This window comes from Allosphingosinicella indica (assembly GCF_900177405.1).
GTDB lineage: Bacteria > Pseudomonadota > Alphaproteobacteria > Sphingomonadales > Sphingomonadaceae > Allosphingosinicella > Allosphingosinicella indica.
Genome location: NZ_LT840185.1, coordinates 1083109 through 1102400 on the forward strand (window position 1 = coordinate 1083109; position 19292 = coordinate 1102400).

Consider the following 19292-nt stretch of genomic DNA (forward strand, 5'->3'; position numbering starts at 1 on the left):
AGGCGCCGCATGACCCTGCCGCTTCGCATCGGAACCCGCGCCTCCCCGCTCGCGATGGCGCAGACGCGGCTCGTCGCCGACGCGCTGCGCGCTGCGCACGGCTGGGGGCCGGAGCGGATCGAGATCGTGCCGATCACGACCAGCGGCGATACGATCAAGGACCGCCCGCTCGCAGACATTGGCGGCAAGGCGCTGTGGACCAAGGAGCTGGACCGCGCGCTGGCCGAAGGCATCACCGATATCTCGGTCCATTCGATGAAGGATGTCGAGACGCTGCGCCCGGCCGAGCTGCGGATCGCGGCGATGCTGCCGCGCGCCGACGTGCGCGACCGGCTGATCGGCGCCAAAAGCCTGGCTGTGCTGCGCGAGGGCGCGACCGTCGGCACCGCATCGCCGCGCCGCGCCGCGCAGCTCCGCCGTATCCGCCCCGATCTCGCCATCACGCTCTTCCGCGGCAACGTCGCGACGCGGCTGGCCCGGCTCGACAAGGGCGAGGCGGATGCGACTTTGCTCGCCGCCGCTGGGCTCGACCGGCTCGGCCATCCCGAGATCGGCGTGCCTCTCGACGATCTGCTGCCCGCGCCGTCGCAGGGTGCGGTGGGCATCGAGACGCTGGCCGCGGCCAAGCGGACCGTTGCGCTGATCGAAGCGATCGACCATCGCGACACCCACGTCTGCGTTGCAGCCGAGCGGTGCCTGCTCGAAGGCCTCGGCGCGGACTGCCACTCGCCGGTCGCCGCGCTCGCGGTAATAGCGGACGGCCAAGTCCATCTCCGTGCCGAGATCCTCAATGCCGACGGCAGCCTCAGCGAAGCGGGCGAGGCGCGGTTCGACGCTGGCGACGGGGACGCGCCGCGCGCGCTCGCCCGGCAGTTGCTCGATCGCGCCGCGCCCTCGCTGCGTGCGCTGTTTGGAGCGTGAAGCTCTTCATTCTCCGCCCGCAACCCGGCGCCGACCGGACCGCGGCAAGCGCCGCCGCACTGGGCCTCGATCCAGTGATCGCGCCGCTCTTTTCAGTGATGCCGATCGCCTGGGATGCGCCGGAGCCCGCCATTTACGATGCGCTGATGCTGACCAGCGCCAATGCTGCGCGCCACGCAGGTGAGGACCTGCTCCGATATGCGAACCTGCCCTGCTATGCGGTTGGCGAAGCGACAGCGGACGCCGCGCGCGACAGCGGTCTGCCTGGCATCCGTGTCGGTCCTTCCGATGGCAATGCGCTTGTCACAATGATGGCGGCGGACGGCATCACATGCGCGCTGCATCTCGCCGGTGCCGATCGCACGGTCGTTGATGCGCAGGGAATCGCGATCGACGTATGCACGGTCTATCGTTCCGAGGCCGTCGCGAAGCTCCCAAGGGCAATCGCAGCAGGCGGCATCGCCTTGCTGCACTCGCCGCGCGTCGGACGCGTGCTGGCGGAGCTCGCCTCTGCCGAGATCCGCGCACGGCTGACCCTCGCGGCGATCAGCACTGCCGCCGCCGAAGCTGTGGGCAAGGGCTGGCGCGGCGTGCATGCCGCCGCCGCGCCCCGCGACGCGGCGTTGCTGGAGCTTGCCGCAAAGCTGTGCCAGAAGGGCGCGGGGCAGGCGTGAAGAGGGCACATCATGGAGCATGATCCCGTCGAGGGCGTGGTGCGGCAGCGATCGCTGCTGTCGCGCGTCTGGCTGCCGCTGACCGCCTTCCTGCTCGGCCTCGCGGCCGCCGCCTGGCTGCTCGCCAACTGGAGCGCCGCGGCGCGCTACATCGGCGTCCAGCCCGCGGCACCGGCGCCCATCCCGGTAGTGGACGTTCCGCCGCCCGTCGTAACGATTCCCGCCCCCGCCAATCCCGCCGACGGCCAGACGGTGGTGATTGATCCCGAAATCACCCGCCGCGTCGGCCAGCTCGAGCAGCGCGTCGTCGCGATCGACGAGCAGTCGCGCTCCGCCGTCGGCAATGCCGATCGCGCCGAGGGGCTGCTCGTGGCCTTCGCCGCGCGCCGCGCGCTCGATCGCGGCGTTGCGCTCGGCTATCTCGAAGGGCTGCTCCGCCAGCGCTTCGGCACCAGCCAGCGGCAGGCGGTGGCGACGATCATCACCGCCGCGCAGCAGCCGGTAACGCTCGAGGAATTGCAGCAGGGCCTGCAGGAAGTCGGCCCGCAGCTCACCGGTGCGGCGCCCGACCAGAGCTGGTGGGACGCGCTCAGAACTGAAATGGCCGATCTCATCACCGTGCGGAAAGCGGGCACGCCGCCGACCATCCCCGCCGAGCGGCTGCAGCGCGCCAAGCGACGGCTCGATGCCGGCCAGGTCGACGTCGCGCTGGCGGAAGTGCTGCGCATGCCCGGCCGCGGCCATGCCACCGCCTGGATCGGCGATGCCCGCCGCTACGTTTCCGCCCGCCGCGCGCTCGACACGATCGAGACCGCCGCGCTGCTCGAACCGCGCACCCCGCGCGTCGAAAATCCGGACACGCCGGCGGACGCGACCACCCCGCGTCCCGAGGCCGTACCCGCCCCATAAAGAAGCACCCGCCGCGGAACATTACGCCGCGACGGGTGCCGTAGCGGCCGGCAGGGGGCTCTGGCCGCCCTTGCCATCTTCTTGCAGGTTGCGGCGCCCGGGGATGGCAGGATTGGGCGCCGCGTCGCTCGCCTTCGGGATCAGCGCTGGGCGAGCGAGCTCCGTGTCGCGCCGGAAATTTTGGCGCGCGCTTCCGCGATGGCCGCGGATTCTTTGATCTTGCCGTCGACGATCTCGTTGCCGATTTCGAGCAGTCGGCCGCTGATCACGGTGCCGGTCTGCGCTTCCTCTTGCACCGTGACGCCGCGATTGTCGGCGATCGCCTTGTCCCAGGCGGTGCGCACCGCGGCCCAATAGCCCTTGGTGCGCGCCCAATAATCGTCCGCCGCCTTCACGTCGAAGCCGTCGAACTTCTCATAGGTGTTGAGCACCGATTCCTGGACGAAGGGGACGATCTTCCCGTCGACCATCCCTTCCTTGATATTGTCCTGCCAGTGGATCCAGCCGGTCGGCGTCGGCGAGTGGCGGTTGATGCCGAGGTAGCGGTCGTAGACGGGATTGCGGATCGCATCGCGGCGGGCGAGCGGGCGGAGCGTCCAGTTGCTGCGCCAGCGGCGGATGCCGCCCTCGTCGGTCCATTGTCCCCAACCGGCATAGCGCGGGCTGTCGTCGACCTGATAGACGGTCTGCGACCAGCGGCTTGCGCGCATCCGCTGCGGCACCTCTTCCAGCTTCCAGCGGCCCTTCGCATCGTAGACGAGGACGCTTTCCGGCTCGTAGACCCAATCCTGCCGCCAGTGCTTGATCACCATCGGCTCGCCGTCGGCATCGACGACCAGCAGGTGCTGGAGGCGGATCACCTTGCCGCTATCCTCGATGACGCGCACCACCTCGTGCCCGCCCGACGTCTTGGCGTCGATCGGCTTGTAGTCGGGCCGCCAGCTTGTCGTCTCGCGCATGTCGAAGCGGACCTTGAAGTTGCCCGCCATCGCCAGGATGTCCTGCCGGTCGCGCTGGAAGGAGGCGGCCTCGGCCGCGGCTTCACGCGGCTTGACCGGCCCGTCGGCGAGCGCGGGGGCGGCAGCAGAGACGAGGAGGGCGAGGGTGATCGATCGGGTGAAGTTCATTTCTCTGGTCCCTTGTTAAAAGCGCGCGCTGATCGACACGCTGGCGTTGCGGCCGGGCTGGGTGAAGGCGTCGGCGATGGCGGTGGTGCTGGCGAGCCCGGCGACGTCGCTCCACCAGGCATATCTGGCGTCGAGGATGTTGAAGATGCCGGCGCGCAGGGTGAGCGCCTCGCCGATCCGCACGAATGCTGTCGCATCGACGATGGTAAAGGCGTCGGGCAGATAGCAGGAGGGGGTGCAGAGCCCGCGGCTGCGCGCCTCGCTCTTGCCCGCGCTGTGCGTCATCGTCACGTCGCCGCCGAAGCGATCGTCGACGGCGCGCCAGCCGATGCCCGCGACGAGCTTGAGTGGATCGACGCTCGCCAACGGCGTCCGCGCGCCGCTCGGGTCGATCACGTCGCCCTTGGCGTAGCTTAGTGCCAGCGTGCCGGTGAAGCCCGCGGGCATGCGGCCGTGCAGCCGCGCCTCGGCGCCGCTGATCTTGACCCTATCGAGATTGATGAACTGGTAGACCGCCGGGTCGGTGGGGGTGAAACTTCCGCCCACCACCTCCTGGCTGATGAAGTTGCGATAGCGCCCGGTGAAGGCGGTGAGCGACAGATCGACCGCCTCGCCGCCGTAGCGGACGCCGCCCTCGAAGGTGCGGCTCGTCTCCGGCTTCAGATCCGGGTTTGGCTCCGACGTGTAGCCGAAGGCGAGATTCTCGAAGAACTGGTTCACCTGCGTCGGCGCGGGGGCCTTGAAGCCCTGTGCGTACTGGCTGAACAGATTGACCCCGCCGCCGACCTTCCACAGCGCGCCGAACTTGGGCGACACGCGCGATCCATCCTGCCCCGTCGCCGGGAAATTGGGGAGCAGCGGGTCTTCGCGCGGATCGAGCTTGTAATAGTCGAAGCGGAGCGCCGGATAGAGCGTCAGCCCGCTCGTGCCGATGGCGATCTCGTCGCCCGCGAACAGGCCAAGCAGGGTGAAATCGGTGACCGGGAAGGCGCGGGTCGGGAAGACCTCGCCCGCGGGCGGCACGGTGCCGTCGCGCAGCCCCTCCTGCCGCGTCTCGCTATAGTCGGCGCCGAGCACGAAGCGGTGGGCGATCGTCCCGGCGGCGAAATTGCCACGCAGCTCGCCGCTGGCGCCGATGACGCGATTGTCGAAGGTGTTGAGCCGCTCGCGATCGGCGAGGACCGTGCGGTCCTCGAAGGTGAACTGGCGGTTGCGGCCGTCCTGCCAATAGGCGCCGAGCGAGGCGTGATCGATCGTGCCGCTGCCCTCCCACGTCCAGTCGAGCCCGATCCGGTCGCGCTTCACGCTGTCGCGCGCGTCGAGCCGCGCCACCGCGGCGGTGATGCCGGACAGCACGTCGCTGGTAACGCGCGTGCCGAGATGCTCGCCGGTCAGGCGGATGCGGTGATCGCCATTGCCCCAGACGAGCTTGCCGAGCAGCGCGTTCGATTCGCCGTCCTGCGGGTTGGGCGTAGTGCGCGCCGGGCCGGTGACGTCGTTGTCGCCCTGATTGTCGAGCTCCTTGAAATCGCGCCGGGTATAGGCCGCCATCGCCGACCATTGGCCGGAAGCGCCCGCGACCACCGCGGTCTCCGAAAACTCCTCGTCCGCCGAGCTGTAGGACGCGCGGGCGAGCCCGGCGATGCCGTCGCGCCCGGCCAGGAAATCGGCGGGATCGGAGGTGATGAAGCTGACTGCGCCGGCAAGGCCGTCGCTGCCGTAAAGCGCCGAGGCGGGGCCGCGCAGGATCTCGACCGACTTGACCAGGCCGACGTCGACATAGTCGCCGCGCCCCGCAAGCTGCGCGCCGAAGCCGAAGCCATCGGGCACGCGAATGCCGTCCACCTGGATCAGCACGCGGTTGCCGCCGAGGCCGCGGATGGTGAAGCCGCTGTTGCGATCGCGCCCCGTTGAACCCAGCGCCGCGCCGAACCGCGCCGGCGAGCGGGGTACGCTCACGCCGGGCTCGTAGCGGACGAGATCCTTGACGTCGGTGACGAGCTGTTGTGCGATCTGCTCGGCATCGATGACGCTGACCGTCGCGGGCGCATCGAGCACCGCAATCGGGGTGCGCGTCGCGGTGACGGTGATCGCCCGGCTGCCCGGGATCGATCCGTAGCGCAGCGGCACCGGCGCGTAAGTTTCCTCCGCGGCCTTCGCCGCATCCGTTTGCTCGCCAGCCTCCTGCTGCGCCGCGGCGCTCTGCGCATTGGCGGGCGCACCGGCCATCATCGCCACAATCAGCGCACCCCGAGACATGCTCCCCGACACCCCTATTAACACCGCTATTCCCCGCTGTTTTGATATTGCGAATGATTCGCGGTCTCAAATACTCTTATGAGAATGAGTGTCAACAGCAAGACTGTCGGTCGGTTGACTTGCCGGTTGAGGACAATATTGTCCTGATCAGGACATTGGGGAGGCGGTCATGCGGGCATTGAGATCGATCGTGGCGGCGTTCGCTCTGGCGATCGCCACACCGGGGGCCGCTGCCGAGCCGAACACGCCGGATGCCGCCAAGATCGCTTTCCGCTGGGACGTGAAGATTCCGCTGCGCGACGGCACCCAGCTTAGCGCCAACGTCTATCTGCCCAAGGGGCAGGCCGCCCCCGCGCCCTGCATCTTCACGCTCACCCCCTATATCGCGCAAAGCTATCACGACCGCGGCGTCTATTTCGCCGCGCACGGCCTACCGTTCCTGACCGTCGACGCACGCGGCCGCGGCAATTCCGAAGGCACGTTCCGCCCGCTGATCCAGGAGGCCGAGGACGGCCACGACGTCGTCGAATGGCTGGCGAAACAGCCCTATTGCAACGGCAAGGTATCGATGTGGGGCGGCTCCTACGCCGGCTACAACCAGTGGGCCGCGGCCAAGGAAGCGCCGCCGCATCTTGCCACCATCGTCCCCGTCGCCTCGCCCTATCCCGGCGCCGATTTCCCGGCGCGCAACAACATCTTCTACCCCTATCTGCTGCAATGGCTGAACTTCACCTCGGGCAAGGCGTCGCAGGGCAATATCTTCGGCGACGGCGACTTCTGGGGCGCGATCGCGCGCCGCCGGTTCGAGGAGGGCGTGGCGTTCAACACGCTGGAGCGCGAGCTGGGCGGCGATCAGGCGACCCTGCGCGAGTGGATCTCTCACCCCGCGGTCGATGCCTGGTACGACAGCTATGCGCCGACCGACGCGCAGTTCCGCGCTTTCTCGATGCCGATCCTCACGATCACCGGCAGCTACGACGGCGATCAGCCGGGTGCCTTCGCCTTCTACAAAAAGCATATGGCGCTGGGATCACCTGAGGCGCGCGCCAATCATTATCTCATAGTCGGGCCATGGGACCATGCCGGCACCCGCACCCCGCGCGCCGAAGTCGGCGGCCTCACCTTCGGCAAGGAGAGCCTCGTCGATCTCAACAAGCTCCACGTCGACTGGTACAATTGGACGATGGCGGGCGGCGCCAGGCCCGCCTTCCTCGAAAAACGCGTCGCTTATTACGTCATGGGCGCCGATCGCTGGCGCTATGCCGACACGCTGGAGGGCGTGACCGCCGAGGAGCGGCCCTTCTATCTCGATTCGGATGGCGGCGGCGCGACGCGGGTGATGGCATCCGGCGCGCTCAATCCGGCACGGCCCGGCGCGGGCAGGCCCGACCGCTACGTCTACGATCCGCGCGACACCTCCCGCGCGGCGCTGGAGGCGAGCATCGATCCCTCGCTGCTCACCGACCAGCAGCTCGTCCTCGCCGGCGACGGCAAGCAGCTCGTCTATCACAGCGCGCCGTTCGACAAGGATACCGAAGTCTCGGGCTTCTTCCGCCTCTCCGCCTGGATCGCGATCGACACGCCCGACACCGATTTCCGAGCCGCGGTCTACGAGATCGACGGCACCGGCCGCAGCATCCTCCTGACCGACGATATCAAGCGCGCGCGCTTCCGGGAAAGCCCGCGGCAGGCGAAGCTCGTCACCACCCGCGCGGCGCAGCGCTATGATTTCGACAGCTTCATGTTCGTCTCGCGCCGCATCGCCAAGGGCAGCCGACTCCGCCTCGTCATCGGCCCGCTCAACTCGATCTGGACGCAGAAGAACTACAACAGCGGCGGCGACGTCTCGGCGGAAACGATGGCCGACGCACGGCCGGTGACGGTTACGCTCCACCACGACCGCGCGAGGCCAAGCGCTCTCTATGTACCGATCGGCCAGCCGGAATAACCGGCCAGCGCTAACAACTATCGCATGTGATGCATGGAGCGGGCGAAGGGATTCGAACCCTCGACCCCAACCTTGGCAAGGTCGGCATCAGCCGTTTTCCGGCGGCTTTCTCGTTACTGTCATTCCCGGATTTCCGCGATTTCTCAAACTCACGCGTTTCTGCCGTTTTTGAGCGTTTCCGGGGTTTATAGACGTTCCAAGTGGGGATAGAGCGGGGTGGACTTTTGGTCCATTTCCGGTTATAATAATGATATACCCCACTGGATTCCCCACTGCAAGTTCGGAGGTGCCAGCCGGGGAAAGCAACCCCTCAACGGAGCGATAAGAATGACAAATGCGCGACGCCCGGTCGGCCGCCCCGGCCGCTATGCCAAATACGAGAAACTGGAAGCCTCACTCCCCGCCCGAATGACGAAGCGCCCGGTCTATTGCGACGGGATCGGCCTGTTCAAAGGCAGCAAGGCGAGCACGGTCTGGGTCAAGATCAGGATGCCCCACGGCGGCGTCTATAAGGGCCGCACGGTGCCTCTATCAGGCTCCATCGAGCACAAGGCAGGCAACCGGGCCTCTTGGACGTGGCAGCAGCTAGAAGCCGAGCGGGACCGCCTACAGGGCCTAGCCGATCGCGGCGAGCCACTGGAAGCCGTCCAGGCGGAATCCTTCGCCAGCTTCGCAACGGACTGGCTCGAACGGAAAAAATCGACGCTCAAGGGCTACGGCGTCACCAAGGGCCATATCGCCACGGCGCTGATCCCGACGTTCGGCAAGAAGGCGCTGGACGCGATCACCGTTGGCGATGTCAATCGCTGGATCGGCAAGCAGCGCGCTAACCTCGCGCCCGCCACGGTGCAAAGACAGCTAAGCACGTTCAATGCGATCATGAATGATGCCGTTCGCAACGGCCTGATCGAGCGAAACCCGGCCACACGCGCCGACAAGATCAGAGGCGTCGAGCCGAGACAGCGTTTTGTCACTGAGGCGGAATGGCAGACGATCCTTGCGACCTGCGAACGCATCGAGCGAGAGCAGGAAGAGAAGCGGGAGCAAACGCCGCAGCGGATCAGGGGCTGGCTCCGGCACTATGTCGCATGGGCCTACAATTCGGGGATGCGGCGAGCGGAGATACTCGCGCTGACATGGGCCAATGTGCGGGCCGTCGATGCCGAGCACGTCGTGGTCGAGGTGCTCAATTCCAAGAACGGCAAATCCCGCTTCGTCAGCTGCACCGCGGAAATGCGGTCGATCCTAGAGGCGCTCGAGAAGCTGGATCGCCCGGGGGGAGACAATCGGCTTTTCCCTGTGTCGATCACGACGCTGAAACGCGCCTTGACTGCCCTGTGGAAGGCGACAGGGTTGAAAGACGTGCGCCTTCACGATCTCCGCCGCAGCCATGCGACAATCCTCATCAACAAGGGGATAGACGTTCGCACCGTGGCAGGGCGCCTTGGACATACCGGCACTGCCATGCTGGCCAAGCACTACGCCGTGGATCGCGGCGACAAGGAAGCGGCGGCCGCGTTCGCCGCATAGTCTCTGGCGGGGAAGCGAGCGCCTAGTCCGATGTCTAGCAAAGTCTAGCGGACTGGCCTCGCTACCGGCCCCCAACGGGCCGATATATCCGTTTTTTCTTGACAAATCCGCCGTTTTCGGATATAATGGAGGTATGGATAGAGGGGATTTCCCTTCTTCCATAAACCCCAAAATCAGAGCCGATCCACCGTTCGAAGCCCGCGCTTCGCAACGGTGTTTTCGCTCGTCCCAATAAGGAGAAGAGCTCATGTCAATTGAGCCGGAATTTTTCACCGACAAGGATGTTGCCCGGAAGCTGAATCTGTCGCCGTCATGGGTGCGGGGTCAGCGGCACAAAAGAGCTAAGGGGCTGCCCCACATCCTCGACGTGGATGCCAGATACATCGGCACTTGCCCCCGCTATGTGAAGGCTGAAATCGACGCCTTCGTTGCCGCCATCGCGGCCTGAACGGAGCAGCAACCAATGTATCATGACAGGATGCTGGCGGCGCGTGGCGTCGCCGGATGGGCGGATACGCGCCTCGTTGAGGCCATTCCCGTTGATCGGGCACCGATGGAGCCGAAGCAGGACGCGAACGCCTCCAGCGGTTTCCTAGCGCCTTTGGGAGAGTGGTTTGACGAAGATTATGACTTCACCGGGCCGGAAGGTGATGCTTTTGCCGACGCCTTGCTGGCCCAGGTCGAAGCGATCGAGGTCCGAAAACGGGCACGGCGGCAAGCCGATGTCGACAATCATCAGACCTTCCTCCGTAAGCTGGCTGCCAACGGCTTCCGGGCCTTCCGTAGCTACCATCCGCCTTTGGTCGCGGTGCAATTGGCGCCGCACGCCTATCGCGGACGCGCTGGCTGGCTGAACGGCGTGGCGATGAAGCGCGAGCTGGAACTGTTAAGGGAAGCGGGACTCGTCGAAATTAACATTGGCGTGTGGGGCGAAGCCTCCACGACCTATTCCGTGACGCCGGATTTCATGATCGCCGCGATCAGGGCTCGACTGACGGGCCGCAACATCACGCACCGTCTGGAGCCTCACCGGCTCGTTCGACTCTATCGAACCAACAGCGACGATGGCGACTTGATCGCCTTCGAGCCTGACGATCAGACGCGGCGATGGACAGAGCAAATCGACGCCTACAATCGCTTTGTCGCGGCACAGGACGTCGCAATGGACCTGTCTAGTCGGGATAAGGCCAGGTTGCTCGCCCAGATGAACGCCGGGCGGCGGGAAGGCATTCCGCGACTCAAGCAACCGGACCTGACGAACAAGAGCCTGTTCCGGCAGTTCAACGAAGGATCCTTTGAAGCCGGCGGGCGGCTCTACGGGGCGTGGTGGATCAACTGCCCGAAGGAATTTCGTCCGATGATCAGGATCAACGGCAAGCCGACGGTGGAACTGGATTTCTCCGGTTGTGCAGTCCGCATGTTGTATCACGAGAAGGGAATGGCGTTCGAAGGCGATCCCTATTTTCTGGAAGCCCTCGACGCCTGCGAACGGGAGCATGACCTTCGCAAGAGTCATTTCCGGGAAGGCGTGAAGCGGTTGACCCAAGCCCTGATCAACGGATGCGAGGGCGGCAGTCCCGAACGGATCAGGCTAACGAAAGAGGAAGCCGTAAGGCCCTATTTCAAGCAATCCCATGTTTTGGAGATGATCAGGGCCAAGCATGAACCGATCGCCCAATCGTTCCAGACCGGCGCTTGGAGATGGCTGCAAAGGGCGGACTCCGACATTGCCTTGTCGGTTATCCACAATCTGATGGAGAAGGGGATCGTCGCTTTACCGATCCATGATTCCTTCATCGTCGCTGAAGGCGATAAGGAGGCGCTGAGACTGCAAATGACGGTCAGCTATCTTGATCAATTTGACCATGAACCAGTGATCAACTGAATGGAATAGTGACGGAGTGAAGGGGAATTCGGGGGAGTCCCTTCATTCCAGATAGTCCGTAAGCACGCAGCTAAGCCACCATCCGTAGCTTTAATTCATCACACCCGGCTTCCAGCTGATAATCGGCACCATATCTGCTTCGGTTCCTGGCCGGGATCGCAGCTCAGGATCGGTTTCGCGCTCGTAGGCCCCACGGGTCCAGATCATCACCCAGAGCTTCGGCATGAACAGGGACACAGCCTTGGCGACGGGCTTCAGATTCCTTCTCGTCCAGAAAATGAGGGCCTCTTCATCGTCCCCGATGCCTCTTTCCCTGAAGACCGCCCACAAGTGCGCAAAATCCAGCTTATGCGTGATGCAACCGACCGTGCCCACGGGCAGTTTCCGACATTCCAACGACACGATCGCATAGGGTCGACACGTGCCGACCTCAACGAATTTGCCGTCCGCGATCCGTGCTCCGAATTCTCTGAACTTCCGCACGCGGCAAAGCTCGCCGTCGATTGCAGCCCAGTCGCGATCCGATCGGAGAACCTTATCCACGGCTTTCCAAGGCTTCGATGGTCCGATTGCTCCATCGAAACAGCAGGAATGACACAGCTGTAGTAGCCCCAAGGCTCAAGAGGAAGGTTGCACCTGGCACCTCGCTCCATGACCGGCGGGCTACTACCACCGCCACAATCCCAATAATCAGGATGGCGTTGGCTACAAGGAAGAGACCCGACGCCAATTGGATCGCTCCAAGGGCGAAACTCCCGAGCATATTGACCGCGCCCTCGGCCCTCTGCCGTTCAAGATCGGGAGCTGCGGGCCGAGCCGTGTCAGCAGGGGATTCCTCGATCATCGGCGTGTCCTTCCACCAAGCCCAACGTGGAATGAGGTATAATAGCCCGTGGACTGAAAAGCACCATCCATCGCCTAAGCTGGCGGATGGACGAAGGGGCGATCCTTCAGGAACTGGGCACTAGGATCAGGGCGCAGCGCAAGCGTATCGGCCTGACGCAGGAGGCCCTGGCCTTGGTGGCGAACGTGGACCGTTCCTATTACGGCGCTGTCGAGCGCGGAGAGCGCAACGTCACCTTCACTGTCCTTTGCCGCCTGTGCATCGCCCTTCGATGCGACGTAGCCGCACTGACCGAAGCACTTCCGCCCGGCGAGTGACGCGCGAGCCATGTCCTTTGCGTGGAGCAGGGATAGGCGACGCAAAGACCAGGCTCGGCATCGCGCCGGGACGTGATGCTTGAGCTGGTGGACAGGAACGTCGCTTAGGCGGCGTCTACGCGCATCGAGTTACGCAGGGCCAGCCCGCCGCTCGACCGCAGCTGACCCAAATAAGGTGGCGGTCGAATCCGCTCGTCCCTCTAACGCAACCAAGCCCCTGATTAGGATGTGTTACCGCGATCAATGTCCCATGATTTTCTCGGCGATCTCCCGAGTGATCACGTCGCCTGACTCTACGCCGTGACGCCGGATAGCTCGTTCAAAGACTCTCTTACACTGAATAAACATGCTCCTTGGTGTGAGAGAGGTCTGATCCTCCACGATTGCCTCCACGGCTTCGGTGGAGAAGGGATAGAAGGTGTCGACATGCGAGGAGCCCGCCGTGCGATAGTAATTCAGTTGTGATCGCAAAAACTCTACGGCCATGGCATCCGAGAGCATCGGGACCTCGATATAATCCCGCGTGAGGCGCTTCAGTAGATGGTTCGGCATCACCGCCTCGATCAAAGCGGTTGCGGCCGTGAAGCTCATCATCAAGCAGAACCGGTAAGGTAAGCCGTTTATCAGTTCGCGCAGACCGGAAAAGACTAAGTCGCTTTCCGAGGTTTTTGCCTCCAGCAGCATCTCACATTCGTCTAAAAAGAAGTAGATTGACTCTTTAATCCTCTTACCGTTCGGAAACTCGGCGGTGAGTACCCGAAAGAAATCACCCAACACCTTGGCCGCCATGAAATCTGAGTCAATTTTCCCTTCGTACTCAGGCCCATCGCACCTATCGGCGCCGGTGAGAAACTCAAATACCTTTGACCCTGGCCTCGTCCCTCGCGCCAAAAGGCGCGCCATGGGGCGGTCGCTCTCTTTAAGTTGATTATAGGCCTCTTCGTAGAAGGTGCCCTTGTCCTTGATACCGCCCATTCCCTTTTCATGAGCGAGCTGCTCGACGATCTCGTCTATCGTGCGAGCTATGGCAGAGCAGTAGGCAGAAAGCGTGTCGCGTCCAATGCTTTGGACAATATACTTTGCTAGATTTTCAAAATTCAGCTTGTTTGCGACCCGCGGACGTTCAAGGTAAACCGCCAGTGAATCAAAATCGTTGGGACTCTCACAGATTAGGGTTCTCAGATAGCGCAAGGCATGGCTTTTGCCTGCCCCCAATTCGCCATTTATTACGATGAATTCACTGACTCCTATATCTCTGGCGCGTACGCCTTTGACAATATCTACAAGCTCATCTCGCAGTTCATGGTCGCCCGCCCAGTTGTGCACGCTGCTTTCTGGAGCGATCGGAAATGGATCTTGCCTGAGATCATAATCCTCAAATTTCATATCGTTTCTCCCGCGCCCGCTGGCTTATGCCGATGAACCCACGCTGGGAAGGTGAGAGCACCGTTCCCCGTCATGCGAGCCAACTCCCTCTCGCAGGGTGAAGCCGGACCGACGCCTTCTAGTTCGGCCATAACCTCGTGGTTCCTCTCCAAGCCACCTATCGTGAAGTTGGCTGAGCCGACAAAGCTGCGGAAGTGACCCTTTGAGTATTCGATGTGGTACATTTTCGCATGCAGGTACGGATTGGCCCTTATGAAGAAGCTGATCCCGTCCGCATCAAGCCTCCGAGCTGTGTCGAGACTCATAGCGGCGCTGTCGACACCGGGAGGGCGCGTTATGATGACAATCTCACCGATACCTCGCCGCTGCAAAAATCCGCAAAACTTGATTATGTTGTCAAAAGGCTTCGGCAGAAGGTGAAAGTATGGGGAGCAGATTGTGATCCGCTCTATACTCTCGCTTAAGGACGATACAAACCTTCTATAAAATTCACGAGTTGCATACACTTCTTGAAATGTAACTCTGTTCTTACGAGGCCCGATCATTCGTGCTCCCCCAATAGCCTCATCTACCTGACCCTGTAAAAGCCCACCTTCCCCTTAAGAGCAGAAAGGCGGTCGAATTGGTCCCGGTAACTCCTAAAAACCTCGTCTACCGTCAATAGCTCGTCGTAATGGACCTTATCTCGATATGATCTGAACTTAATATATTCCAGCGGTAGCTCTAGCGATGCCTGCGATGCGTGGATTAATCGGGCAAAGGGATACGCTGCCACCATGATTTTAGCCACGTCAGGAGCCAGAGCCGTGATCTGGTCCGACGTAGCTTCATCCGTGGCTACTGAGAAGTTGAACTCGTCCTCAAACGGGCCACCGATGACATAATCTGGCCTAACGTGAAGCGCCTCTTGGATGCCGCGTGGGGGGCCCAACCAGAAATAGTTGTTTCCCGGGAGGAGCGCCCCGAGGGCGTCAGAACCGAATGCTGTTAAACGGCCAGCATCATCAACCATCCCGAAGGATTGAAGCCACCCCCTTCGAGGGGTCGCGTGATGACGGGCGGTATTCCTCGTAAACACTTCCACCTTATGCGCTTGGCCTCGGGCCTTTGCAGGCGAAATCCACGATAACTTGGAACTGATCCGATCTTGTAAGATCGCTTCCGGGAATGCCCCTTGAAGCCAGCGTTCACGCTCATTCCGTAACTGCTGAAAGAATGTGACATAGTAGTCGAACAGATTAATATCGCCGCTGTCCCGGTAGTGCATTAACAAGGCGACAAGAGAGTCTGCATCTGCCAGGAAAGCGATGCGAGCTGCAAAGAAACTGGAGAACTCAGGGTTATCTATCCGACGGGATGACAATAACGATCGGCCCAATTCTGTCGGTGAAAATCTCTGGAGGCGCGCCTCGCGTCCCGACGTCTGCTGAACGATACGCATTGCGCGGGCGAAAGAAATAATTTCGGCGAGATAATCATCCGTTAGGTCTGATTGATTGCCCCCCTCGCTTTGCGACGAGCGCAGGAATGCGATAATCTCCTCTTTGACCGCAGAGGGCCTGTCATGGAAAACCTCCAGGACCGAAAGAATGCGATCAAGGTCATAAGCCGCTGTAGTGTACCCGATATGGCGCGATAACGCGCGAGCCAACGCATCTTCATTCTCGGTTCGATTGCCGATCACTTAGGCGTTGCCCCGCCATGCGCGGTGGTGCGGGGGCGAACTCGTGCGAGAAATATCCGACTGCTTGCGCCATCGGCTATGACACACTCACCTGGTCCGAGGCTGCGGATGACATCTGCGAGCGAGCAGCCGGATTGGCTGTCCACGTCGTAATCTACTGAGGCGCGCGTGGGCATGCGGGCGATAGCAGCCGACAAATCTGCATCAAACCCGAGCATGTGAGTAAGGGTGAGATCGACCTGGCTCATCAGTTTGGAGTTTACTGCCGAGGGCTGCTGAGTTGCAAAAATCAGAGATAGGCCGGCATCGCGCCCGCGCTTCACATAATCGATCAACGGACCTGTCGCGGCAGTCGCACCGTCCGACGGCACGAGTACGTGCGCTTCGTCCAGTACAATCCAAAGTCGTCGGGTTAGAGCAATGCCGTCATCAGAGAGCCGATTCCCCGTGCGTGCGGCAACCTTGCGGGCCTGCTGTACGCGGCCCATGCGATCTGCCGCGAGCCTCGAAATAACCCCAACCACAAGGCCGCGAACGGACTCAGCGAGGTTCCGCATGAGTACGACCGTCAGCCTACCTTTCTGAAGAAGCTCATCGATGCTCAGTCCAGTGGAGCCGATTATTTCCGTATGCGCGAGGCTTTCGAGGCGCCAGCGCAGCCCGTCCACAGTCCCTTGCTGATAATTTGAAAGCGGGCCAGCCCCGTCACAAAGGTCTGCCAGCCCTTCTGGGGTGCTCCCCGGACTGGTATCCAAAAGAGTGATCAGTGCCTGTCCCATTGGGGAGAATCGTTCTAGCTCCAAGATGGCGAGCCAGTCCGCATGGGTCAGCTGAGAAGCGGAGAGTGAGAATGAAACGGCTTCCGGGACCTGGGTGTCGCTACATTGCGGGATCCAAACCTGAACTCCTTCAATGTGCTCAGGCTGTAAACCCCACGCCGTAAGCTCTTGCACCTGTGCCTGGTCGGTATCAAGCGAAGGGTCTGGCTTGTATGCAAGCGTCCAAAACTGGTCCTGCACGTCGAAAACGATGCCTGCGTCCGTCACATCCGCCCGTGAGGGACCAAATATCCCTTCGAGAATTACTCCTAAGTCGTAGCTCTTCCCACTACCTCGGCTCCCGAAGATGCCAATCACGTGGGGAAATTGGATATCCAGCTGCACGTTATAATCAAGGAGATTGCCGGTGCGGCTTTGCTCTAAAACCTTGCCGACAAAAGCGAGGTTAATTTCCGAGGCTTCGCGGCGGCCTAGAAGAACGGATTTGCTTTTCTGATCGGTAAAGAAGTTACCTGGGGCTCTCGTTTGATACCTAGTGCCAGTTATAAGCTTCTTATATTTCACCGAGAACGCCTTCCCGCATAGTAGGTCTGTCGCCTCGACGAAGCATCACAACGCAGCCAGGTGCTATAAAGTTTGCCAGTCGATCGTATGCAGCCGTGGCCAGCACGCACGCGACGTTATGCTCGAGCACAAGCGACCGTAGGCCCTTGCAAACAGCCCGCGCGCTGAACCTGTCCAGAGACTCGCAGAAGTTGTCAATCAAGATAATCTGCGGTTTCACGAGCACGGCTAGGGCCACCTGCAACCGATAACGCTGGCCAGAGCTAAGCGTCCAAATAGGCCGAACCAGCAGCTGGGGTTCCGCAAGGCCACATCTCGCCGTGACCGCCAGGAACGACGGTAGCTGCCCATCCCTCAGGTAGTCCAATGGAGTTAGGTTTGGATCGAGCGTCGGAAGGGACGTGACCCGCGCGACGCCGCTAGCTGACCCGGAAATTGTTAGAAATCGCTCGCACCGTGGCGCCCCCGTGAGAAGTTGCTCAACAGCACCGAGGAGGAGGGATTTCCCAGAGCCGCTTGCTCCGCAGACCAGCGTCATCTCTCCCGCTCTCAACGAAAGCGATAGCCCTTCGACAACGGTGGAACTGACAGACGCTCCGACAAAGCCGAAAGCGTCTTGCAGCGTCCTCGCCTCAGAGGTTTGCAAAATTCCGGAGGACACCGTGATATTGATGTCATCAAGACGCCAAATTTTTGGCTCAGACGGCAGGCGGGAAGAATTTGGGCCTCGCGTACCGTGCAATGTCGATGCCCGTGCCGAAACATAGGCCTCGGCGGCTTGGGTGAGACCAGTCACATAACAAGGCTTAGGCCTCCGGTTCAGATTATGGAGAGCCTCCCACGACTCCTGGTCCAAGAGAGCCGGATCATACTGGAGCCGGCCAACGGTTTCCTCCAATGAGAAACCCGTATCGCTGATAAATTCCAGGAGCTTTGCTGCGTACGAGCGTTGTAGGCTCATGATCCCACCTCCGCCTTGTGGCATTCCCCTGAGTCCCTTGGCAGACATAGCTTTCCGGACGAGGTAGTTCATGTCCTTAGAAACGCGGTGCTCGTTGCCTTCCGTGTCTCCCATGTAGGTAAATTGCCGTCCGACGAACGGGTAAAACCGGAGCATGTCGGCGGTAATTTCTAGGAAGCGAGGCCGATATCCGCCGTAGTTCCATCTTTCTCCGGCGTACTTTCGCGCTGCTTCAGCAAAAAGCGATGCCAGCCCGAGGCCCCTAAGTTCGGGGTGAATGACAAATCGCGATATTCGGCAAATGAGATTAGAATACTTCCTGGACGTTAGTCGGTCCCAGTCTCTCCAGTATATTCCTGATGGCTCGGAGTAAGGGGCAGCAAAGAACCTTTTCCGGGCTGAATTTGCTATCATACTCGATGAAAGCTCAATAAAGCCGACGACTCGGGGGAGATCAGGCGCTTCAACTGTTCCGATTATCGGCACGGTTCTCCCAGCCCCGCCGCCCCCGCGATAGTGGAACTGCCGCAGTTGCTGAAAGAGCTCCTGCTCCTCAGCCGTCTCGATCTCCTTGAAGGTGACGAGGAGGTCGAGAGCCCCGAGTTGCAGCCGGGAAGTTTCCGTCCATGGCGCTGTGTGGTCGATCCAAAGCCTATCGCGGCTGACGTAGGCTGTCAGCGAGTCGTCGCACAGGGAGACGACATCACCCTTCCCAATAGGCAAATACCGTCGGCTCGAAAAAGTTCGCCCATCTGCGAGTTTGAAGGTTGACGCGTGGGTCGAAATCGAACGGCTAAGAACGACCGTGGAGGGGCGGCCCGCCTCTGTGCGCCGGGAAACCGGTTCCTGCTGCGATACGCCGTCGTGGTAGCCCATTCGGGGGTTCTAACACCGGCACTTCGGTCTGACCAGGCCCGAAAGGTTCCGTACCAGCGGCCCCCGGCACCGAGGCGGAAGTATGCGAGAGGGCGCTCTCTCTTGTTTCATCGTCTTTTTGGCTCCGGAGAACGGTGGCGGCATGGTTCATCTGAACATCCATCGCTGACAGTCAATCTGTTGAAGGACGCTAATTTTCTAATTTTTTATCTCGGACGAGAGGCCGGTTTACAAACGCGGCAGGAGGATGCGATTCCACCCCTCCCCCCCACCGGGGGGGGCCCTACTGCGAAGGAATCTTTGCCGGTCCCGTGCGGGGCAAGGGCGCTCGGTCCCGCAGTGCTTGGCACTGCCTTTGCCGAGTCACAGGGTGGCAAACGAGGGGGATTTATGGCGTTGGCGAGTGGGGATACAGTGGGGCGATTCTCGCTATCGCCGTCACAGTCGCTTGTAAGTCATTGAGAAGACTGGAGCGGGCGAAGGGATTCGAACCCTCGACCCCAACCTTGGCAAGGTTGTGCTCTACCCCTGAGCTACGCCCGCTCAAAGCTGGGCCGGAGGGAGGATCGCGGCGGTGCCGCGGCCTTCCGGCCTGTCAGGTGAGGCGGGCTGCTAGCACCCTTGTATC

The 19292-nt window shown here is 61.9% G+C and carries 17 protein-coding genes and 1 tRNA gene; 8 read left to right on the forward strand and 10 right to left on the reverse strand.

Annotated elements, in window-relative coordinates; translation table 11 throughout:
• The first annotated feature begins 9 nt into the window (after positions 1–9).
• From hemC to B9N75_RS05320, 3 genes are read left to right on the forward strand one after another with little or no spacing between them, the layout of a single operon-like run.
• Positions 10–921 carry a hydroxymethylbilane synthase gene (gene hemC / locus B9N75_RS05310; protein WP_085217857.1) on the forward strand — a complete coding sequence of 304 codons (912 nt, stop codon included), beginning with the start codon at positions 10–12 and terminating at the stop codon, positions 919–921.
• Positions 918–1595, forward strand: coding sequence for a uroporphyrinogen-III synthase (locus B9N75_RS05315; RefSeq protein ID WP_085217858.1), 678 nt, complete (start codon positions 918–920; stop codon positions 1593–1595). The genes hemC and B9N75_RS05315 overlap by 4 nt, the downstream gene beginning before the upstream one ends.
• 12 nt (positions 1596–1607) lie before the next feature.
• A complete protein-coding gene (locus B9N75_RS05320; RefSeq protein ID WP_197685137.1) occupies positions 1608–2504 on the forward strand; it encodes a hypothetical protein in 897 nt (298 codons plus the stop codon).
• Positions 2505–2644: 140 nt separating this feature from the next.
• Here the strand turns inward: B9N75_RS05320 and B9N75_RS05325 are convergent, their stop codons facing one another.
• Positions 2645–3631: a DUF6607 family protein gene (locus B9N75_RS05325; RefSeq protein WP_085217859.1), complete on the reverse strand. Its 987-nt coding sequence runs from the start codon at positions 3629–3631 to the stop codon at positions 2645–2647.
• Between the two features lie 15 nt (positions 3632–3646).
• A complete protein-coding gene (locus tag B9N75_RS05330; RefSeq protein ID WP_244552440.1) occupies positions 3647–5890 on the reverse strand; it encodes a TonB-dependent hemoglobin/transferrin/lactoferrin family receptor in 2244 nt (747 codons plus the stop codon).
• Between the two features lie 169 nt (positions 5891–6059).
• Here B9N75_RS05330 and B9N75_RS05335 point away from each other — a divergent pair, with 169 nt between their 5' ends.
• The 4 genes from B9N75_RS05335 (at position 6060) to B9N75_RS05355 (ending at position 11253) form a co-directional block, all read left to right on the forward strand.
• A complete protein-coding gene (locus tag B9N75_RS05335) occupies positions 6060–7838 on the forward strand; it encodes a CocE/NonD family hydrolase (protein ID WP_085217860.1) in 1779 nt (592 codons plus the stop codon).
• Positions 7839–8165: 327 nt separating this feature from the next.
• Positions 8166–9368: a tyrosine-type recombinase/integrase gene (locus B9N75_RS05345; RefSeq protein WP_085217861.1), complete on the forward strand. Its 1203-nt coding sequence runs from the start codon at positions 8166–8168 to the stop codon at positions 9366–9368.
• Positions 9369–9615: 247 nt separating this feature from the next.
• Positions 9616–9816, forward strand: a complete 201-nt coding sequence (locus B9N75_RS05350; protein WP_085217862.1) for a hypothetical protein — start codon at positions 9616–9618, stop codon at positions 9814–9816.
• Positions 9817–9831: 15 nt separating this feature from the next.
• Positions 9832–11253 carry a hypothetical protein gene (locus B9N75_RS05355; RefSeq protein WP_085217863.1) on the forward strand — a complete coding sequence of 474 codons (1422 nt, stop codon included), beginning with the start codon at positions 9832–9834 and terminating at the stop codon, positions 11251–11253.
• A gap of 90 nt (positions 11254–11343) precedes the next feature.
• Here B9N75_RS05355 and B9N75_RS05360 read toward each other — a convergent pair whose 3' ends face one another.
• Positions 11344–11796, reverse strand: a complete 453-nt coding sequence (locus tag B9N75_RS05360) for a hypothetical protein (RefSeq protein ID WP_157123708.1) — start codon at positions 11794–11796, stop codon at positions 11344–11346.
• The gene (locus tag B9N75_RS05365; protein ID WP_085217865.1) at positions 11789–12097 is read right to left on the reverse strand and encodes a hypothetical protein; all 309 of its coding nucleotides are present in this window, start codon (positions 12095–12097) and stop codon (positions 11789–11791) included. The genes B9N75_RS05360 and B9N75_RS05365 overlap by 8 nt, the downstream gene beginning before the upstream one ends.
• Before the next feature lie 86 nt (positions 12098–12183).
• Between B9N75_RS05365 and B9N75_RS05370 the strand changes: the two genes are divergently transcribed.
• Positions 12184–12414: a helix-turn-helix domain-containing protein gene (locus B9N75_RS05370; protein WP_085217866.1), complete on the forward strand. Its 231-nt coding sequence runs from the start codon at positions 12184–12186 to the stop codon at positions 12412–12414.
• A gap of 240 nt (positions 12415–12654) precedes the next feature.
• Here B9N75_RS05370 and B9N75_RS13925 read toward each other — a convergent pair whose 3' ends face one another.
• From B9N75_RS13925 to B9N75_RS05400, 6 genes are all read right to left on the reverse strand, one after another.
• Positions 12655–13800 (reverse strand): hypothetical protein, encoded by a 1146-nt coding sequence (locus tag B9N75_RS13925; protein ID WP_157123709.1) that lies wholly within the window; start codon positions 13798–13800, stop codon positions 12655–12657.
• A complete protein-coding gene (locus B9N75_RS14460; protein WP_085217868.1) occupies positions 13797–14345 on the reverse strand; it encodes a phospholipase D family protein in 549 nt (182 codons plus the stop codon). The genes B9N75_RS13925 and B9N75_RS14460 overlap by 4 nt, the downstream gene beginning before the upstream one ends.
• A gap of 23 nt (positions 14346–14368) precedes the next feature.
• A complete protein-coding gene (locus B9N75_RS13930) occupies positions 14369–15484 on the reverse strand; it encodes a hypothetical protein (protein ID WP_157123710.1) in 1116 nt (371 codons plus the stop codon).
• Complete coding sequence (locus B9N75_RS05390) at positions 15481–16827, reverse strand: ATP-binding protein (protein ID WP_157123711.1); 1347 nt, start codon at positions 16825–16827, stop codon at positions 15481–15483. Before B9N75_RS05390 ends, B9N75_RS13930 begins: the two co-directional genes overlap by 4 nt.
• A complete protein-coding gene (locus tag B9N75_RS05395) occupies positions 16817–18664 on the reverse strand; it encodes an ATP-binding cassette domain-containing protein (RefSeq protein ID WP_085217871.1) in 1848 nt (615 codons plus the stop codon). Before B9N75_RS05395 ends, B9N75_RS05390 begins: the two co-directional genes overlap by 11 nt.
• Before the next feature lie 468 nt (positions 18665–19132).
• Positions 19133–19207 (reverse strand) — tRNA-Gly (locus B9N75_RS05400).
• Positions 19208–19292 lie beyond the last annotated feature (85 nt).